Annotated in this window: 13 protein-coding genes and 1 pseudogene; 10 read left to right on the top strand and 4 right to left on the bottom strand. The window is 74.0% G+C overall.

Annotated elements, in window-relative coordinates:
• Positions 1-212: 212 nt before the first annotated feature.
• Positions 213-2,681 carry a transglycosylase domain-containing protein gene (locus tag LO771_RS07100; RefSeq protein WP_255743914.1) on the top strand — a complete coding sequence of 823 codons (2,469 nt, stop codon included), beginning with the start codon at positions 213-215 and terminating at the stop codon, positions 2,679-2,681.
• A gap of 259 nt (positions 2,682-2,940) precedes the next feature.
• Positions 2,941-4,497, top strand: a complete 1,557-nt coding sequence (locus LO771_RS07090) for a glycosyltransferase family 87 protein (RefSeq protein WP_230649126.1) — start codon at positions 2,941-2,943, stop codon at positions 4,495-4,497.
• Between the two features lie 67 nt (positions 4,498-4,564).
• Here the strand turns inward: LO771_RS07090 and LO771_RS07085 are convergent, their stop codons facing one another.
• A complete protein-coding gene (locus tag LO771_RS07085) occupies positions 4,565-5,683 on the bottom strand; it encodes a peptidoglycan bridge formation glycyltransferase FemA/FemB family protein (protein ID WP_230649125.1) in 1,119 nt (372 codons plus the stop codon).
• 169 nt (positions 5,684-5,852) lie between these two features.
• On the bottom strand, positions 5,853-6,161 hold the full coding sequence (locus LO771_RS07080) for a hypothetical protein (protein ID WP_230649124.1): 309 nt from the start codon (positions 6,159-6,161) through the stop codon (positions 5,853-5,855).
• 310 nt (positions 6,162-6,471) lie between these two features.
• Here LO771_RS07080 and rpsF point away from each other — a divergent pair, with 310 nt between their 5' ends.
• The 4 genes from rpsF to rplI all read left to right on the top strand — a co-directional run bounded on the left by rpsF (position 6,472) and on the right by rplI (position 8,290).
• Positions 6,472-6,762, top strand: a complete 291-nt coding sequence (rpsF, locus tag LO771_RS07075; protein ID WP_230649123.1) for a 30S ribosomal protein S6 — start codon at positions 6,472-6,474, stop codon at positions 6,760-6,762.
• Positions 6,763-6,916: 154 nt separating this feature from the next.
• Positions 6,917-7,492, top strand: a complete 576-nt coding sequence (locus LO771_RS07070) for a single-stranded DNA-binding protein (RefSeq protein WP_230649122.1) — start codon at positions 6,917-6,919, stop codon at positions 7,490-7,492.
• A 97-nt stretch (positions 7,493-7,589) separates the two neighbouring features.
• Positions 7,590-7,826, top strand: coding sequence for a 30S ribosomal protein S18 (gene rpsR, locus LO771_RS07065; protein WP_055590023.1), 237 nt, complete (start codon positions 7,590-7,592; stop codon positions 7,824-7,826).
• A 17-nt stretch (positions 7,827-7,843) separates the two neighbouring features.
• Complete coding sequence (gene rplI, locus LO771_RS07060) at positions 7,844-8,290, top strand: 50S ribosomal protein L9 (RefSeq protein ID WP_230649121.1); 447 nt, start codon at positions 7,844-7,846, stop codon at positions 8,288-8,290.
• Positions 8,291-8,518: 228 nt separating this feature from the next.
• On the opposite strand, the gene LO771_RS07055 is transcribed toward rplI, so the two are convergent.
• Complete coding sequence (locus LO771_RS07055) at positions 8,519-9,877, bottom strand: MATE family efflux transporter (protein ID WP_374228089.1); 1,359 nt, start codon at positions 9,875-9,877, stop codon at positions 8,519-8,521.
• Positions 9,878-10,322: 445 nt separating this feature from the next.
• Here LO771_RS07055 and dnaB point away from each other — a divergent pair, with 445 nt between their 5' ends.
• From dnaB to LO771_RS31000, 3 genes are all read left to right on the top strand, one after another.
• The gene (gene dnaB / locus LO771_RS07050; protein ID WP_230649119.1) at positions 10,323-11,828 is read left to right on the top strand and encodes a replicative DNA helicase; all 1,506 of its coding nucleotides are present in this window, start codon (positions 10,323-10,325) and stop codon (positions 11,826-11,828) included.
• Positions 11,829-12,018: 190 nt separating this feature from the next.
• Positions 12,019-13,320 (top strand): winged helix DNA-binding domain-containing protein, encoded by a 1,302-nt coding sequence (locus LO771_RS07045; RefSeq protein WP_230649118.1) that lies wholly within the window; start codon positions 12,019-12,021, stop codon positions 13,318-13,320.
• Between the two features lie 153 nt (positions 13,321-13,473).
• A complete protein-coding gene (locus LO771_RS31000) occupies positions 13,474-14,160 on the top strand; it encodes a transglycosylase family protein (protein ID WP_304944769.1) in 687 nt (228 codons plus the stop codon).
• 116 nt (positions 14,161-14,276) lie between these two features.
• Here LO771_RS31000 and LO771_RS07030 read toward each other — a convergent pair whose 3' ends face one another.
• Positions 14,277-15,374 (bottom strand): NADH:flavin oxidoreductase/NADH oxidase, encoded by a 1,098-nt coding sequence (locus LO771_RS07030; RefSeq protein WP_230649117.1) that lies wholly within the window; start codon positions 15,372-15,374, stop codon positions 14,277-14,279.
• A gap of 142 nt (positions 15,375-15,516) precedes the next feature.
• Here LO771_RS07030 and LO771_RS31610 point away from each other — a divergent pair.
• Positions 15,517-16,538: pseudogene (locus LO771_RS31610) on the top strand (NTP transferase domain-containing protein).
• Positions 16,539-16,630 lie beyond the last annotated feature (92 nt).

The raw sequence follows: 16,630 nt of genomic DNA, 5'->3' as shown, positions 1-16,630 counted from the left end.
GTCCCCCGTACCCCGGCGGCTCCGCCGGCGGCGGCCGCCCCCCTCACGCCGGTGGTCCCGCAGGCGGCCCCCCGCGTCCGCCCCGGCAGGGTGGTCCCGGAGCCCCCGGCGGGCCGGGCGCCCCGGGCGGGCCCGGTGCGCCCCGCCGCGCCGCCCCGCGCCCCGGCGGTGGTCAGCCCGGCGCTCCCCAGCCCACCGCACAGCAGCCCCGGATGACCCGGGCCGAGATGCGGAAGGCCGCCAAGCGCGGCGGGGGCCGCGCCGGCTCCGCCGCAGCGGCGCCCGCCGGCAGAGCGGGCCGCACCCCGCCCCCGAAGCGCTTCATCGACTACCCGCGCTGGGGCAGGAGCGGCGTGCGCCGCTGGCTCCCCTCGTGGAAGCAGGTGCTCAGCACCTTCCTGATCTTCTTCGGCTGCTCGACGGCGGCGGTCGGTGTGGCGTACTCGCGCACCAAGATGCCCGAGCTCGCCAAGGCCGTCGTCCAGCAGAACAACATCTACCTCTGGGACGACGGCAAGACCACGCTGGCCACCACCGGCACGACCAACCGTCAGATCGTGCCCCTGGCCAACATCAGCAAGGCCATGCAGGACGCGGCGATCTCCGCGGAGAACGCCAGTTTCTGGACCGACCGCGGCATCGACCCCAAGGGCATCGCCCGCGCCGTGCTGAACATGGCCAAGGGCGGGGCGACCCAGGGCGGCTCCACCATCACCCAGCAGTACGTGAAGAACGCCTTCCTCAACCAGGACCAGACGGTCACCCGGAAGCTCAAAGAGCTCTTCATCACGCTCAAGGTCGGCAAGACCATGACCAAGAAGGAGATCCTCGAGGGCTACCTCAACACCAGCTGGTTCGGCCGCGACAGCTACGGCGTCCAGGCGGCGGCCAAGGCCTACTACAACGAGAAGGCCGAGAACCTCGACGCCTGCCACGCCGCCATGCTGGCCGCCCTCCTCAAGGGCGCCGGCTACTACGACCCCTCGCTCAACGCTGCCAACCACGCGCGCGCCGTGCAGCGGTGGAACGACATCCTCGACAACATGGTCCGGTTCAACCACCTGACCCAGGCCGACCGCGACAAGTGCAAGACCTTCCCCGAGCCGATCAAGCGCCAGGCCGCCTCCGGCCTCAGCGGCCAGCGGGGCTACCTCGTCGACCTGGCCACGAAGTACATCGAGGCCAACAGCAACGGCAGGATCACGGAGCAGCAGCTCGCCCGCGGCGGCTACACGATCAGGACCACCTTCAACCGGAGGAAGGTCGAGGAGCTGGAGGCCGCGGTCAAGAAGGTCTCCGCGAAGTTCGACCCGAAGAAGCGCCGCGCCACCGACAGCTACGTCCAGATCGGCGCCGCCTCCGTGGAGCCGAGGACCGGGAAGATCGTCGCCATCTACGGCGGTCCCGACTTCCTCAAGCACTTCACCAACAACGCCAACGCCTCCGGCATCCAGATCGGCTCCACCATGAAGCCGATCGTCCTGGCCTCCGCCATGGAGTACGGCGTCCAGACCCACCTGACGGACGGCAAGCCCACCCCGATCACGCCGGAGAGCCGCTACAACGGCAACAACAAGATCAAGATCAGGGACACGAACGGCAACTACGTCAAGCTGAAGGACGGCTCCTACCTCCTCCAGACCAACGAGAGCCCCCGGGCGTGGGGCTACGTCAGCCTGCGCACGGCGATGCTCTACTCGATCAACACGCCGTTCGTGCAGCTCGGCGAGGACGTCGGGCTGGACAGGGTCCGCAACATGGCGCTCGCCGTGGGCCTCCACAAGGAGAGCCTCGCGTCCCTCAACGCCTCCTTCTCCATCGGCACCTCGACGCCCAGCCCCATCCGGATGGCCAGCGCGTACGGCACCTTCGCCGCCAGCGGCGCCCAGGTGGACCCGTACTCGGTGGAGAGCGTGAGCCGCAACGGCGTCCCGGAGGCGGGCTTCAAGCCGCCGCAGAGCAGGACGGCGATGAAGCCGGCCGTCGCCGACACCGTGACCGACGTGCTCAAGGACGTCATCGCCAAGGACGGCGGCACCGGCCACGCGGCCAAGGCGCTCGGCCGCGTGGCCGCGGGCAAGACCGGCACCACCGACGACAACAAGTCGGCCTGGTTCGTCGGCTACACCCCGCAGCTCTCCACGGCGGTCGCCATGTGGCGCGAGAACCCGGGCAGCGGCCAGGGCCTGCTCAAGATGTACGGCCTCGGCACCGGCAACGTGAACGACTCCGTGCACGGTGGCGCGTACCCGACGGAGATCTGGACCCTCTACATGAAGGCCGCCCTCAACGGCGTCCCGGAGGTGCCGTTCCCGGTGCCCGGCACGCTCGACGGCACCCAGGTCGACGAGGTCGGCGCCCCGAACACGGCGGTCCCGACCACGGCCCCGACCACCGAGGCGCCGAGCCCCTCGGCGTCCGCGTCCACCGCCCCGCCGAGCTCCTCCCCCACGACGTCCCCGACCCCCCTGCCCAGCAAGACGAACGGGAACGGCGGCGGGAACGGGAACGGCGGCTGGAACGGCGGCCTGCTCACCGGCGGCGGCACCGGCGGCCCGACCTCCTCGCCCACGTCAAGCCCGGACCCCACGCCCACGGTCAGCAGCAGCGGCGGCAGGCCCGGCGGCGGCAACGGCAACGGTGGCCTCCTCGGCGGCGGCAGCAGCACGCCGGGAGGCTGAACCGGCGGGAGACCCCTCCCGAGGCGCACGGGCGGCCGCGGCGGACATCGTCCGCCGCGGCCGCGGCGTCTTCCGGGGCCGGGCGCCGGACCCCGCCGACGGCCCGGGTCGTGCCCGCGATCGCCGCTCCGGGGCGCCCCGGGCCGCGGCGGTCCGGGGCCGGGCATTCCGGGACGGAGCGCACCGCGGCCGCCCCGCCCCGCGACCCGTGGCCGGGTAGCCGGGTCCGCGCCGCGGATCGTGCGGCAGTATGGCGGCCATGAGGTCGAGCGTGCATGACGAATCCGCGGAGCCCGAGCCGTCCGGGCCGCCCGCCGACACCGTGGTCGTCCCCGCCGACGAGGACCCGGTGGCCGCGGCCGGCAGCGAGGTGCTGGGCGGCCCGCCCGGCCGCCGCGCCCTGCTCGGCGTCTCCTGGTGGACCCCCGGCCGGGTCCTCGCGCTCACCGCCGTCGCGGTCTTCGTGCTGGGCATGGTCCAGAAGGCGCCCTGCTACTCCAGCGGCTGGTTCTACGGCGCCACCACGCAGTACACCCACGCCTGCTACAGCGACATCCCGCACCTCTTCTCGGGGCGCGGCTTCGCCCAGGGCCTCCTCCCCTACCGGGACATGATCCCGGCGGGCGCGGACGGCACCCGCGACCCCCACATGCAGTACCTGGAGTACCCGGTGCTCACCGGGCTCTTCATGCAGGTCGCGACCTGGCTCACGCCCCGCTCCGGGGCTCTCGTCCCCGACCGCGAGCAGTGGTTCTGGCTGGTCAACGCCGGCATGCTGATGGTCTGCGCCGTGGTCGCCGTGGTCGCCGTGATGCGCACCCACCGCCGCCGCCCCTGGGACGCCCTGCTCCTGGCGCTCGCGCCCGCCCTCGCCCTCAACGCCACGGTCAACTGGGACCTGCTGGCCGTCGCCCTGACCGCGGTGGGCATGGCCTACTGGTCGGCACGCCGGCCGGTCGCGGCGGGCGTCCTGATCGGCCTGGCGACCGCGGCCAAGCTGTACCCGGCGCTGCTGCTCGGCCCGCTGCTCGTGCTCTGCTGGCGGACGGGCCGGTGGCGGGCCTTCCTCCAGGCGCTCGGCGGCGCCGTCGCCGCCTGGGCGCTGGTGAACGTCCCGGTCGTGCTGTGGAACACGGACGGCTGGGTCACCTTCTACAGCTTCAGCAAGTCGCGCGGGGAGGACTTCGGCTCCCTCTGGCTGGTCGCGGAGCAGATCCGCGGCCAGGCGCTCGGCCTGGGCCTGCTCAACACCGCGATCGCCGTGCTCCTCGTCCTGTGCTGCCTCGGCATCGGCTGGCTGGCGCTCTCCGCCCCGCACCGCCCGCGCTTCGCGCAGCTCGCCTTCCTGGTCGTCGCCGCGTTCGTCGTCACCAACAAGGTGTACTCGCCGCAGTACGTGCTCTGGCTGATCCCGCTCGCCGCCCTCGCCCGGCCCCGGTGGCGGGACTTCCTCATCTGGCAGGCGTGCGAGGTCGCGTACTTCCTCGGCGTGTGGATGTACCTGGCGTACACCTCCGACTCCAAGCAGCACGGCATCCCGGTCAACGTGTACGACCTGGTGGTGGTCGTGCACGTCCTGGGCACGCTGTACCTGTGCGCGGTCGTGGTCCGGGACATCCTGCTGCCGGAGCGCGACCCGGTGCGCTGGGACGGCAGCGACGACCCGTCCGGCGGCGTCCTGGACGGGGCCCCGGACCGCTTCGTGCTCGGGCAGGCCCGCTGGGCGCGGGAGCAGGCCTCCTACGCGGCCTGGGCGCCGGACGGCGGGGACGGCGACTGGTTCGCCCCGCCCGCCGGGGAGCGGCCGCCCGCCTGACCCGGCCTGCCGCCGCTCCTCCTGCCGCCGCTCCTCCTGCCGCCGCCGCTCCCGCCGCCGGGCGGGTTCAGCGGCGCGACATGTACAGGTCGAGCGCCTTGTGGAGGACCTTGCTGAGGGGGAAGTCCCACTCCCCCAGGTACTCGGCGGCCTGGCCGCCGGTGCCCAGCTTGAACTGGATCAGGCCGAAGAGGTGGTCGTTCTCGTCCAGGGTGTCGCTGATGCCGCGCAGGTCGTAGACGGTGGCGCCCAGGGCGTACGCGTCGCGCATCATCCGCCACTGGACGGCGTTGGAGGGCCGCACCTCGCGCCGGTGGTCGGCCGAGGCGCCGTAGGAGTACCAGACGTGCTCGCCGACGGTGAGCATGGTGGTGGCCGCCAGGGCCTCGCCCTCGTGGCGGGCCAGGTAGAGCCGCATCCGGTTGGGGTCCTCGGCGGTGAGCGCCTTCCACATGCCCTGGAAGTAGGAGAGCGGCCGGGGGACGAAGCGGTCGCGCTCCGCCGTGACCACGTACAGGTCGTGGAAGACGGGCAGGTCGTCGTAGCCGCCCCGGACGACCTCGACGCCCGCCTTCTCCGCCCGCTTGATGTTGCGCCGCCACAGCTGGTTGAAGCCGCGCTGCACGTCGTCCAGCGAGCGGTTGGCCAGCGGCACCTGGAAGACGTACCTGGGCTGGACGTCGCCGAAGCCGGCGCCGCCGTCCTCGCCCTGCAGCCAGCCCGCCCGGCGCAGCCGCTCGGCCACGTCGAACGCCCGGGGCTCGTACCAGCTCGGTTCGACGTCCCGCAGCCGCCGGGCGCGGCCGCCGGCTATCGCGTCCTTGATCACGGGTGCGTCCCAGCGCCTGACGACCACCGGCGGGCCCATCTTCACCGAGAAGGCGCCCTTCGCCCTCAGGTGGGCGAGCAGGGGGTCCAGCCACCGCCCGAGGTCGGGGTCGAACCAGTCGATGGCGGGCCCCTCGGGGAGGTAGGCCAGGAAGCGCCTGAGCCGGGGGAGCTGCCGGTAGAGGACCAGGCCCGCCCCGACGGTGCGGCCCTCCTCGTCGGTCCAGCCCACCGACTCGGAGCGCCACTCGGACTTCACGTCGCCCCACGACGGGACCTGCATGTGGCTGACGGAGGGCCGGCTCCTGACGAAGGCGAGGTGCTCCTCCCGGCTGATCGTTCCCAGGCGCAGGCTCATGGCTCGGTCGCTCCTCCTCGGGCGGCGGCGGTGGGCCGAGAGCCTAGTGCCCGCAGGTCCGCACGCACCCCGCCGCGGACGGCGGGACACGTGCGGGACCGCACCGCCGGCAGTACGGGGTGCGGGGGTGCGGGGTGCGGGGGTGCCGCCCGGGGAGGGGCCGGGCCGGCTACCAGAGCCCGCCGAAGAGCCCGCCGTGGGAGAGGCCGAGGTAGAAGCCGACGGCGCTGGCCCCCAGGAAGATCACCAGGAGGAACCGCTCCGCGGTGGTGGCCGACACGTACTGGCCCCAGGCCCCGGTGATGATGCCCGCCAGACCGGTCCAGGAGGTCAGCAGGTGCAGGCCGGGGAAGAAGGCGGTGATGAAGGCGATGAGGCCGAAGACGACGGTCAGCGCGGTCAGCGCGTTCTCCGTCGGGTGGGGGCGGCCGTCGGTGTTGAGGGTGAACGCCGGCACGCGGCGGGCGGCATGAGACATGGGCTCTGCCTCCTCGATGAGGATCGAAAGCGCTGTGCGGGCAGCGTCGCACACCGGGGTGCGCCACGCATCCGATGGAAACAGGGTGCGGCGATCCCGGCACGGATGACAAGTACCCGTTCGGGTGCGGGTAGTCTGTTACTTCTGCACCGGTGCACCCGGGCGGAGACGCGAGCGGCCCGCACGCAGTGGACCCCCACTGTCAGTGGTCACCGCTACGGTGAATCCGTCCTTGCCACCGGCGCCGACGCTACAACCCTCCTGCCACGGAGAGACCGTGGCCGCTGAGTCCAAAGGAGGTGGGTTCCACATGCGTCACTACGAGCTCATGCTCATCCTCGACCCCTCGGTCGAGGAGCGTGCTGTCTCCCCCCTGATCGAGAACTTCCTCAACGTCGTCCGCACCGGCGGCGGCAACGTGGAGAAGGTCGACACCTGGGGCCGTCGTCGCCTGTCGTACGAGATCAACAAGCAGTCCGAGGGCATCTACTCGGTCATCGACCTCAAGGCTGAGCCTGCGGTCGTCAAGGAGCTCGACCGGCAGCTCAACCTGAGCGAGCAGGTTCTCCGGACCAAGGTCCTGCGCCCGGACACCCACTGAGCCTCCCGACCGCCCTCCGGGGCGCCGGGTAGCCCGCGTCGCGTGTTTCACGTGGAACACGCGACGAGAACGCAGGACTCCCCACCGTCGGCACGCCGGCGGCCGGGGGAGTGCTTGGAACGGAACGTCTCCTCCCGAGAGGTCAACCACCACCATGGCAGGCGAGACCGTCATCACCCTCGTCGGCAACCTCGTCGACGACCCCGAGCTGCGCTTCACCCCGTCGGGTGCGGCGGTCGCGAAGTTCCGCATCGCGTCCACCCCCCGCACCTTCGACCGCCAGACCAACGAGTGGAAGGACGGCGAGAGCCTCTTCCTCACGTGCAACGTCTGGCGTCAGCCGGCGGAGAACGTGGCCGAGTCGCTGCAGCGCGGCATGCGCGTGATCGTGCAGGGCCGTCTGCGGCAGCGGTCGTACGAGACCCGCGAGGGCGAGAAGCGGACCGTCTTCGAGGTCGAGGTCGACGAGGTCGGCCCGAGCCTGCGCTCGGCCACCGCCAAGGTCACCCGGGCCAACCGGTCCGGCGGCGGCCAGGGCGGCGGCTTCGGCGGCGGTGGCGGCCAGCAGGGCGGCGGCTGGGGCGGCAGCTCCGGCGGCGGCCAGGCCTCCGGCGGCCCGTCCGACGACCCCTGGGCGTCCAGCGCCCCGGCGGCCGGCGGCCAGGGCGGCGGTGGCGGCTGGGGTGCCCCGGCCGGTGGCGGCGGCTACTCGGAAGAGCCCCCGTTCTGAGGAGCTCCCCTTCGGAGATCCTGCGCCAAGCGGACGAGATTTCGTGCGACCCGGGCGGCTGCGGCCGCCCGGATCGTGAACACCGATGGAGTACATGATGGCGAAGCCGCCTGCGCGCAAGCCCAAGAAGAAGGTTTGCGTGTTCTGCAAGGACAAGATCAACTACGTGGACTACAAGGACACGAACCTGCTGCGGAAGTTCATCTCCGACCGCGGCAAGATCCGTGCCCGCCGCGTCACCGGCAACTGCACCCAGCACCAGCGCGACGTCGCCACCGCTGTCAAGAACAGCCGTGAGATGGCGCTGCTGCCCTACACCTCGACTGCTCGCTGAGAGAGGGTGACCGAAGCATGAAGATCATCCTCACCAACGAGGTTCCCGGCCTCGGTGTCGCCGGCGACATCGTTGAGGTCAAGGACGGCTACGCCCGCAACTACCTGGTCCCGCGCGGCTTCGCCCTGCGCTGGACCAAGGGCGGCCAGAAGGACGTCGACGCCATCCGTCGCGCCCGCAAGGTCCGCGCCATCCAGTCGCTGGAGCACGCCAACGAGATCAAGGGCCAGCTCGAGGGCCTGCAGGTCAAGCTGGCCGTCCGTTCGGGCGACTCCGGCCGCCTGTTCGGCTCGGTGACCCAGGCCGACGTCGTGGAGGCCGTCAAGGCCGCCGGCGGCCCGGCCGTCGACAAGCGCACCGTCACGATCGCCTCGCCGATCAAGACCGTGGGCTCGCACCGCGTCAGCGTCAAGCTGCACACCGACGTCGAGGCCAAGCTCGACGTGGCGGTCGTCTCCGCCTGACGCACCGGCCCGGTCAGGGCACCGGTGCACCACGCAGGACCGCACCACCGAGGGCCGGGACTCCGCACGGAGTCCCGGCCCTCGGCCTTTCCGGGCCCGCCCCGCGCCCCGCGCCGTGAGCCCTCGTCCGGCCCCCAGGCTCTCCCAGGCTCTCCGCCCCGGTGCACCCGGACGTACCGCCCCTGGCCGCGTCCCTCCGGGGCCGCACCCCTCCCGGACCGTGACGGCCTACGCCCGCACCGCGCCCGTCACCAGCCACGACCCGCCGCGCGCCCGCCACCCCAGCACCACCAGTCGCGCCAGCATGAAGAGCGCCATCGCCCACCACAGCCCCACCAGCCCGCCGCCCGTCGCCGGGACCAGTAGGGCGGCCGGCGCGAACACCGCGAGTGTGGCCGGCATCGCCCAGGCCAGGTAGGCGCCGTCCCCCGCCCCCATCAGCACGCCGTCGAGCACGAAGACCACCCCCGACACCGGCTGGACCAGAGCCACGACCAGCAGCACCTCCGCCAGCCGGGCCTGCACGGCCGCGTCCGGGGTGAAGAGCGGCACGTACAGCGGCCTGCCCGCCGCCACCAGCAGGCCCAGGACCACGCCCGCGCCGATCCCCCACTGCACCATCCGGCGGGTGGCCGCCCGGGTGCCCGCGACATCGCCCGCACCGAGGTACCGGCCTATGACGGCCTGGCCCGCGATGGCGATCGCGTCGAGGGCGAACGCCAGCAGCCCCCAGAGCGTCATCGCCACCTGGTGCGCGGCCACCTGGACGTCGCCCAGCCGGGCCGCGACCGCCGTCGCGATCACCAGGACGGCCCGCAGGCTCAGCGTCCGGACCAGCAGCGGACCGCCGGCCCGCGCGCAGGCCCGGATGCCCGCCGGGTCCGGCCGCAGGGAGGCCCGGTGGCGGCGGGCACCGCGCAGCACCACCGCCAGGTAGGCGGCCGCCATGCCGTTCTGCGCGACGACGGTCCCCCACGCCGACCCCGCCACGCCGAGCCCGGCCCCGTACACGAGGCCGAGGTTGAGCAGGGCGTTCGCCGAGAAGCCGGCGACGGCGACGGCCAGCGGGGTGCGGGTGTCCTGCAGTCCCCGGAGCACCCCGGTGGCGGCCAGCACGGTCAGCATGGCCGGGATGCCCAGGGCGCTGATCCGCAGGTAGGTGACGGCGTACGGGGCCGCCGAGCCGGAGGCGCCGAAGAGTCCGACCAGCCCGGGCGCGAGCGGGACGGTCACCGCCACCAGCACGGCGGAGAGCAGCAGGGCCAGCCAGACGCCGTCGACGCCCTGCTGGATGGCGGCCCTGCGGTCGCCCGCGCCGATCCGGCGGGCGACCGCGGCCGTGGTGGCGTAGGCGAGGAAGACGAAGACGCCGGTGAGCGTGGCCAGGAGCGTGGCGGCGACGCCGAGGCCGGCGAGCTGGGTGGTGCCGAGGTGGCCCACGATCGCGGAGTCGGCCATCAGGAAGAGGGGTTCGGCGACCAGTGCTCCGAAGGCGGGGACGGCCAGGGCGAGGATCTCCCGGTCGTGGCGGCGTGCGCTGCGGCGGTAGTCATCCACAGGTAAGAGCCTAAAGCATTGCGCAAGCATTACTCGCAACCCCGTGCGGTAGCGGTGCACACACCCTTTGTGGCGATCTTCATCCCTGCCGTGGAGAATTTTCCCTGCACAGGCGGTGGATGGTGTCATAGCAGGTCAGCGCGTTGACGCCGACGAGATCATGTGGTTATCCACAGGAGTTTCCCCCAGGCTGTGCACAGGTTTCGCAGCCTTCTCCACAGATGCGGGACTGCTGTCCACAAGGCCTGTGGATAACCGATTGGCCGAGACGCCTCCGCAGCCCTAGCGTGGTCGCTCGCCCGGCCTGTCGCACCCGCCTTCCGGGCGTCCGTGATGTCAGTGGGGTGCCGTAGAAAGAGATGGCGCGACCCGCGCACGGGCAGGGAGGCAACCGCATGGACCCCACGGCTGCGGTACCCGCCCCGGCATCCCCCCGTGCGCCCCGCAGGCCCCGCAGGCCCCACGGGGAGGACGCGTGACCGGCCCCCAGTTCGACGACCACGACACCCCGCCCGACGACGACTGGCCCGACGGCCCCGGCGACCGCCTGCCCGTCGCCCGCAACCGCCGCGACGGCGGACGCGACGGCGACTGGCGCGGTGGCCGGGACAGGGACCGCGACCGCGACCGCGAGGGCGGCGGACGCGGCGGCGACTCCTTCGAGCGCGTCCCCCCGCAGGACCTCGCCGCCGAGCAGTCCGTCCTCGGCGGCATGCTGCTCTCCAAGGACGCCATCGCCGACGTCGTCGAGGTCCTCAAGCCCGCCGACTACTACCGGCCCGCCCACGAGCTGATCCACGGCGCCATCCTCGACCTCTACGCCCGCGGCGAGCCCGCCGACCCCATCACCGTCGCCGGCGAGCTCACCAAGCGCGGCGAGATCACCCGGGTCGGCGGCCCCGCCTACCTGCACACGCTGGTCAACTCCGTCCCCACCGCGGCCAACGCCGAGTACTACGCGGAGATCGTCCACGAGCGCGCCGTGCTGCGCCGCCTGGTCGAGGCCGGCACCCGCATCGCGGGCATGGGCTACGCCGCCGAGGGCGACGTCGACGAGATCGTCAACGCCGCCCAGGCCGAGATCTACGCCGTCACCGAGCAGCGCACCAGCGAGGACTACGCGCCCCTCGCCGACATCATGGAGGGCGCCCTCGACGAGATCGAGGCGATCGGCTCCCGCAGCGGCCAGATGTCGGGCGTCCCCACCGGCTTCACCGACCTGGACTCCCTCACCAACGGGCTCCACCCCGGCCAGATGATCGTCATCGCCGCGAGGCCCGCGATGGGAAAGTCCACCCTCGCCCTGGACTTCGCCCGCGCCTGCTCCATCAAGAACGGCATGCCCAGCGTCATCTTCTCCCTGGAGATGGGCCGCAACGAGATCGCCATGCGCCTGCTCTCGGCGGAGGCCCGGGTCGCGCTGCACCACATGCGGTCCGGCAACATGACCGACGACGACTGGACGCGCCTCGCCCGCCGGATGCCGGACGTCAGCGCCGCCCCGCTCTACATCGACGACTCCCCCAACCTGTCGATGATGGAGATCCGGGCCAAGTGCCGCCGCCTCAAGCAGCGCAACGACCTGCGCCTGGTGGTCATCGACTACCTCCAGCTGATGCAGGCCGGCGGCTCCCGCCGGGCCGAGAGCCGCCAGCAGGAGGTCTCGGAGATGTCCCGGAACCTCAAGCTCCTCGCCAAGGAGCTGGAGATCCCGGTCATCGCCCTCTCCCAGCTCAACCGAGGCCCCGAGCAGCGCACCGACAAGAAGCCGATGGTCTCCGACCTCCGCGAGTCCGGCTCGATCGAGCAGGACGCCGACATGGTGATCCTGCTGCACCGCGAGGACGCCTACGAGAAGGAGTCCCCCCGGGCCGGCGAGGCCGACCTGATCGTGGCCAAGCACCGCAACGGTCCCACCGCCACCATCACGGTCGCCTTCCAGGGCCACTACTCGCGCTTCGTCGACATGGCCAACGGCTGAGGCCGGGCCTGTACGGACCCGGGTCCGGCCGGCGGGGCGCCGCAGGGCTGTCGCCGGCGCCCCCTACCGTCCGGCCGCCCGGCCGACGCGGCCCGGTCCTGCCGGTCCCCGGGGCGAGGTGCGGTGGGCGGGCCCGCCGGCCGCGGTGAACAGGACCGCACCTGTCCTCGTCCGCCGCTAGCGTGCCGCCATGACCGACACGCGCGGCGGGACGCGCCACTCCCCCGTCCTCGGACGGCGCTCGCTGGGCCGGGCCCTGCTGGACCGCCAGCTCCTCGTGGAGCGGCGTCCGCTGCCCGCCCTGGAGGTCGTGGAGCACCTGGTCGGGCTCCAGGCCCAGGACCCGAAGCCGCCGTACACGGGCCTGTGGAGCCGCGTGGCGGACTTCCGCCCCGACGAGCTGTCGCGGCTGCTGGAGGAGCGCGCGGTGGTCCGCATCGCCCTGATGCGGGGGACCATCCACCTGGTCTCCGCCGCGGACTGCCTGGCCCTGCGGCCGCTGCTGCAGGCTCGGTCGGAGCGGACGGCGCACAGCCGGTGGGGCCGGGAGCTGGCCGGCGTGGACCCCGCGGAGCTGGCCGCGGCGGGCCGGGCGCTCGTGGAGGAGCGGCCGCTGACCTTCGAGTCCCTGGGCGCGCTGCTCGCGGAGCGGTGGCCGGGCCGCGACCCGTACGCGCTGGCGATGACGGTGCGCTGCCTGCTGCCGCTGGTGCAGGTGCCGCCGCGCGGGCTGTGGGGGGCGACTGGGCCGGCCGCCCACACCACGGCGGAGGCGTGGCTCGGCCGGTCCGCGGCCGCCGCGCCCCCGGCACCCCCGGTCCCCGCGGTGGACGCGCTGGTGCTGCGGTACCTGGCGGCCTTCGGGCCGGCGACGGTGGCGGACGTGCAGAAGTGGTCGGGGCTGACGGGGCTCCGGGAGGTGCTGGAGCGGCTGCGGTCCCGGCTGCTGCGCTTCCGCGACGAGGGCGGCGCCGAGCTGTTCGACCTGCCGGAGGCGCCGCGCCCCGATCCGGACACGCCGGTGCCGGTGCGGCTGCTGGCGGAGTTCGACAACCTCCTGCTGGCGCACGCGGACCGCGGCCGGGTCCTGCCGGAGGCGTACCGGATGCGGGTGATGACCAGGAACGGCCTGGTGAGGGGCTCGGTGCTCGCCGACGGCTCGGTGCGCGGGGTGTGGCGCCTCCTGCGGGAGCGGGACGCCGGGCCGTCGCTGCGGGTGGAGCTCTTCGAGCCGCTGTCCGCGGCCGACCGCGACGCGCTGGAGCGGGAGGGGCGGCGGCTGCTGGCGTTCTCGCGGCTGCCCGGCGCCGCGTCGCCCGCCCGGAACCGCAGCGGCGGAGCAGCAGGTGACGTGTCCGCAGGTGACGAACGCGCAGGTCGCGGGCGTACAGATTGCAGTCGTGCAGCCGATGGGCGGACCGGCGGCCGTGCCGGGGGGTCCGCCGGCGCCGGGGACACCGGCGGTGAGGTGATTGTCGTGGAGTCCGACTGACGCCAGGTCACCCCTGGGAGGGAATCTGCTGCTCCGGACAGCGCCTGAAGGGGCGTCTTATGTCGGACTTTCGGCTCGTAGGCGTGCTCCCTGGAGGAGGACAGGCGTCGATCCACGGCGTCGTCCGCAGCGCGGAACCGAAGGAGTCGTCCGATGCCGTCGTTCTCACCGATGCGTGCCGCCGTCGCCGTCCTGGCGGTCCTGCTGGCGGTGTTCACCGCCATGGGCCTGGCCGGTCAGGCGGCCGCCGCGGTCGCCGGGGCGCAGGCCGGGGCACGCGTGCCGCAGGCCGCACCCGGCGACGGCGCCGACTGGGAGCGGATCGCCGGCTGCGAGAGCGGCGGCCGCTGGGACATCAACACCGGCAACGGCTACTACGGCGGGCTGCAGATGACGCAGGGCACCTGGGAGCAGTACGGCGGCCGCCGCTACGCGCCGCGCGCCGACCTGGCGACCCGCGATGAGCAGATCGCGGTCGGCGAGCGGATCGCCGGCTCCCGCGGCCTGACGCCGTGGCCGGTGTGCGGCCGCGCGTCCCGGACGGCGTCCCGGACGCCGCTGCACCTCGCCTCCGCCCCCGTCCGGCCGGCGCGGCCGGTCTCGCAGGCCGACTCCGTGCAGACGCTGCAGCCGTGGACGGTGCAGGCGCTGCTCCCCGTGCAGGTACCCGCGCCGGGGAGCTCCTACTGGACGGTGCACGCGGGCGACACGCTCTCCTCGATCGCCCAGCAGGCCCACGTCCACGGCGGCTGGCACGCCCTCTACGACCTCAACCACGACGTCCTGGGCGGCGACCCCGACGTGATCCGGCCGGGTCAGCACCTGCGGCTGGCGGCCTGACCGGTGGCGGCCGCTCCGGCGGCCCCGGGGCCGACGACCCCGGCATCACGGGACCACGGCACCACGGGACCGCAGACCACGGGTCCGGGCCGGTGCGGAGACGGGACGCGCGGGCGTCAGAAGGCGCGGGCGTACTGCTCGGGCCGGGGCACGGCGGCACCCAGCCGCCGGGCGGCCTGCTGGGGCCAGACCGGGTTGCGCAGCAGCTCGCGGGCGAGCAGCACGGCGTCGGCCCGGCCGGAGGCGACGATCTCCTCGGCCTGCTCCGGCTCGGTGATCATGCCGACGGCGCCGGTGGGCAGGCCGGTCCGGCCACGGACCGTCTCGGCGAACGGCACCTGGTAGCCGGGGCCGACCGGGATGGGGGCGTCGGGCGCGATGCCGCCGGTGGACACGTCGAGGAGGTCGACGCCGCGGGCCTGCAGCTCCTTCGCGAGCAGCACGGTGTCCTCGCCGGTCCAGCCCTCCCGCTCGTCGGCGGTGTCGCCGGACAGCCAGTCGGTGGCCGAGGTGCGGAAGAAGAGCGGCAGCTCGTCGGGCCAGACGGCGCGGACGGCCTCGACGACCTCCAGGGCGAACCGCATGCGGTTCTGGACGGTGCCGCCGTAGGAGTCGGTGCGGTGGTTGGAGAAGGGCGAGAGGAACGAGTGGACCAGGTAGCCGTGGGCGCCGTGCACCTCGGCGACCTTGAACCCGGCGTCGAGCGCGCGGCGGGCGGCGTCGGCGAAGGCCCGCACGACGCGCCGGATCCCGTCGGCGTCCAGCTCGTCGGGCACGGGCCGGTCGCCGAAGGCCACGGCGCTGGGGGCGACGGCCTGCCAGCCGCCGTCCTCGGGGGCGAGGGCGCCGCGGACTCCCCCCCAGGGCTGCCCGTCGCCGGCCTTGCGCCCGGCGTGGGCGAGCTGGATGCCGGGGACGGTGCCCTGCTGCTCCAGGAACGCGGTGATGCGGGCGAAGGCCTGCTGCTGCCGGTCGTTCCACAGGCCGAGGTCGTGGGTGCTGATGCGGCCCTCGGGCAGGACGGCGGTGGCCTCGGTGAGGATCAGCCCGGCGCCGCCGACGGCGCGGGAGGCGAGGTGCTGGAAGTGCCAGTCGCCCGGGGCGCCGGTGTCGGGTCCCTCCGGTGCGGCGGAGTACTGGCACATCGGCGCCATCCACACCCGGTTGGGGATGGTGAGGCTGCGCAGGGTGAGGGGCTCGAAGAGAGCGCTCATGGGTGCTCCTCGCTGGATCGCGGCGGACAGGGGGTCGTCCCCGACCGTACGTAGCGCGCGAAATAATTGCAAGCGCATGTTCTTTCGCCCGGCACGCCCCCTCCGGGGCCGCCGCGGGCGGTGCCCGGGCCATACTCGGGCCATGGAACGGGCCAGGGTGAGCGGCGGGTACGACGCGGTGGTGCTGGCCGGCGGCGCGGCCCGGAGGCTGGACGGCGCCGACAAGCCCGGCCTGCGGGTGGGCGGCGCCACCCTGCTGGAGCGGGTGCTCGCGGCCTGCGCGGGGGCGCGGCGCACCGTGGTGGTCGGACCGGTCCGGGAGGCGGCCGGCCGGCCGGTCCGGTGGACCCGGGAGGACCCGCCCGGCGGCGGCCCGGTCGCCGCGGTGGCCGCCGGCCTCCCCCACGTCTCCGCGCCGGTGGTGCTGCTGCTGGCGGCGGACCTGCCGTTCCTGGACCGGCCGACGGTGGAGCGGCTGGCCGCCGGGGTCCTCCTCCCGTCCCCGGACGATCCCGCCGCCGCGCCGGACGACGCCGGACCGCCCGCCGACGCGGCCGTCCTGGTCGACGCCGGCGGACGCGACCAGCCGCTGGCCGCCGCCTACCGCACCGACGCCCTCCGCGCCGCCCTGGACGCCCTGGTGGCCGGCAGCGGCGGCCGCGCGGACGGCCTGCCGCTGCGGCGGCTGGTCGGCGGCCTGCGCACGGTGCGGCTGCCGGACACGGCCGGCGCGGCCTGGGACTGCGACACCTGGGACCAGGTGGCCGCCGCCCGCAGGCGGGCCGGATGAGCCGGTGCCGGTCCGGTGGCCGGGCGGCCCCGCGGGCCGGGGCGGGCCCGCGGCAACACGGCCGAGGGGGCCGGTGCATGCCGCCCGGCACGGAATCCGGGAACATGGGCGGCGTGCTGGATGACTGGATCGCCGAAGCCAAGACCGAACTGGGTGTCGACCTGGACGTCGACGTCGCCGGGCTGCTCGACATGACCAAGGTCGTCGCCCACGGCGTGGCCCGCCCCGCCGCGCCGCTGACCGCGTTCCTGGTCGGCTACGCCGCCGCCGGCGCGGGCGGCGGCAGCGAGGCCGTCGCCGAGGCCTGCCGCAAGGCCGTCGCGCTGGCCGAGCGCAGGGCCGCGGGGCAGCGCGACGGCAACGGGCCCGGATGAGCAGGGCCTCCTCCGTGGACGGCGCCCCGCCCGGCGGCGGCCGGACCGGCTCCCCCGGCGGGCCCGGCTCCCCCCGGGACCCCGGACCGTCC

The sequence above is a fragment of the Streptacidiphilus sp. ASG 303 genome, assembly GCF_020991365.1.
GTDB lineage: Bacteria > Actinomycetota > Actinomycetes > Streptomycetales > Streptomycetaceae > Peterkaempfera.
This window is presented reverse-complemented; position numbering and strand designations above follow the sequence as displayed.

Bases quoted from the DNA above. Each gene is read 5' to 3' on its own strand.
- LO771_RS07100 (WP_255743914.1), top strand. From the start codon at position 213: ATGACCCGGGCCGAGATGCGGAAGGCCGCCAAGCGCGGCGGGGGCCGC.
- LO771_RS07090 (WP_230649126.1), top strand. From the start codon at position 2,941: ATGAGGTCGAGCGTGCATGACGAATCCGCGGAGCCCGAGCCGTCCGGG.
- LO771_RS07085 (WP_230649125.1), bottom strand. From the start codon at position 5,683: ATGAGCCTGCGCCTGGGAACGATCAGCCGGGAGGAGCACCTCGCCTTC.
- LO771_RS07080 (WP_230649124.1), bottom strand. From the start codon at position 6,161: ATGTCTCATGCCGCCCGCCGCGTGCCGGCGTTCACCCTCAACACCGAC.
- rpsF (WP_230649123.1), top strand. From the start codon at position 6,472: ATGCGTCACTACGAGCTCATGCTCATCCTCGACCCCTCGGTCGAGGAG.
- LO771_RS07070 (WP_230649122.1), top strand. From the start codon at position 6,917: ATGGCAGGCGAGACCGTCATCACCCTCGTCGGCAACCTCGTCGACGAC.
- rpsR (WP_055590023.1), top strand. From the start codon at position 7,590: ATGGCGAAGCCGCCTGCGCGCAAGCCCAAGAAGAAGGTTTGCGTGTTC.
- rplI (WP_230649121.1), top strand. From the start codon at position 7,844: ATGAAGATCATCCTCACCAACGAGGTTCCCGGCCTCGGTGTCGCCGGC.
- LO771_RS07055 (WP_374228089.1), bottom strand. From the start codon at position 9,877: ATGCTTGCGCAATGCTTTAGGCTCTTACCTGTGGATGACTACCGCCGC.
- LO771_RS07045 (WP_230649118.1), top strand. From the start codon at position 12,019: ATGACCGACACGCGCGGCGGGACGCGCCACTCCCCCGTCCTCGGACGG.
- LO771_RS31000 (WP_304944769.1), top strand. From the start codon at position 13,474: ATGCCGTCGTTCTCACCGATGCGTGCCGCCGTCGCCGTCCTGGCGGTC.
- LO771_RS07030 (WP_230649117.1), bottom strand. From the start codon at position 15,374: ATGAGCGCTCTCTTCGAGCCCCTCACCCTGCGCAGCCTCACCATCCCC.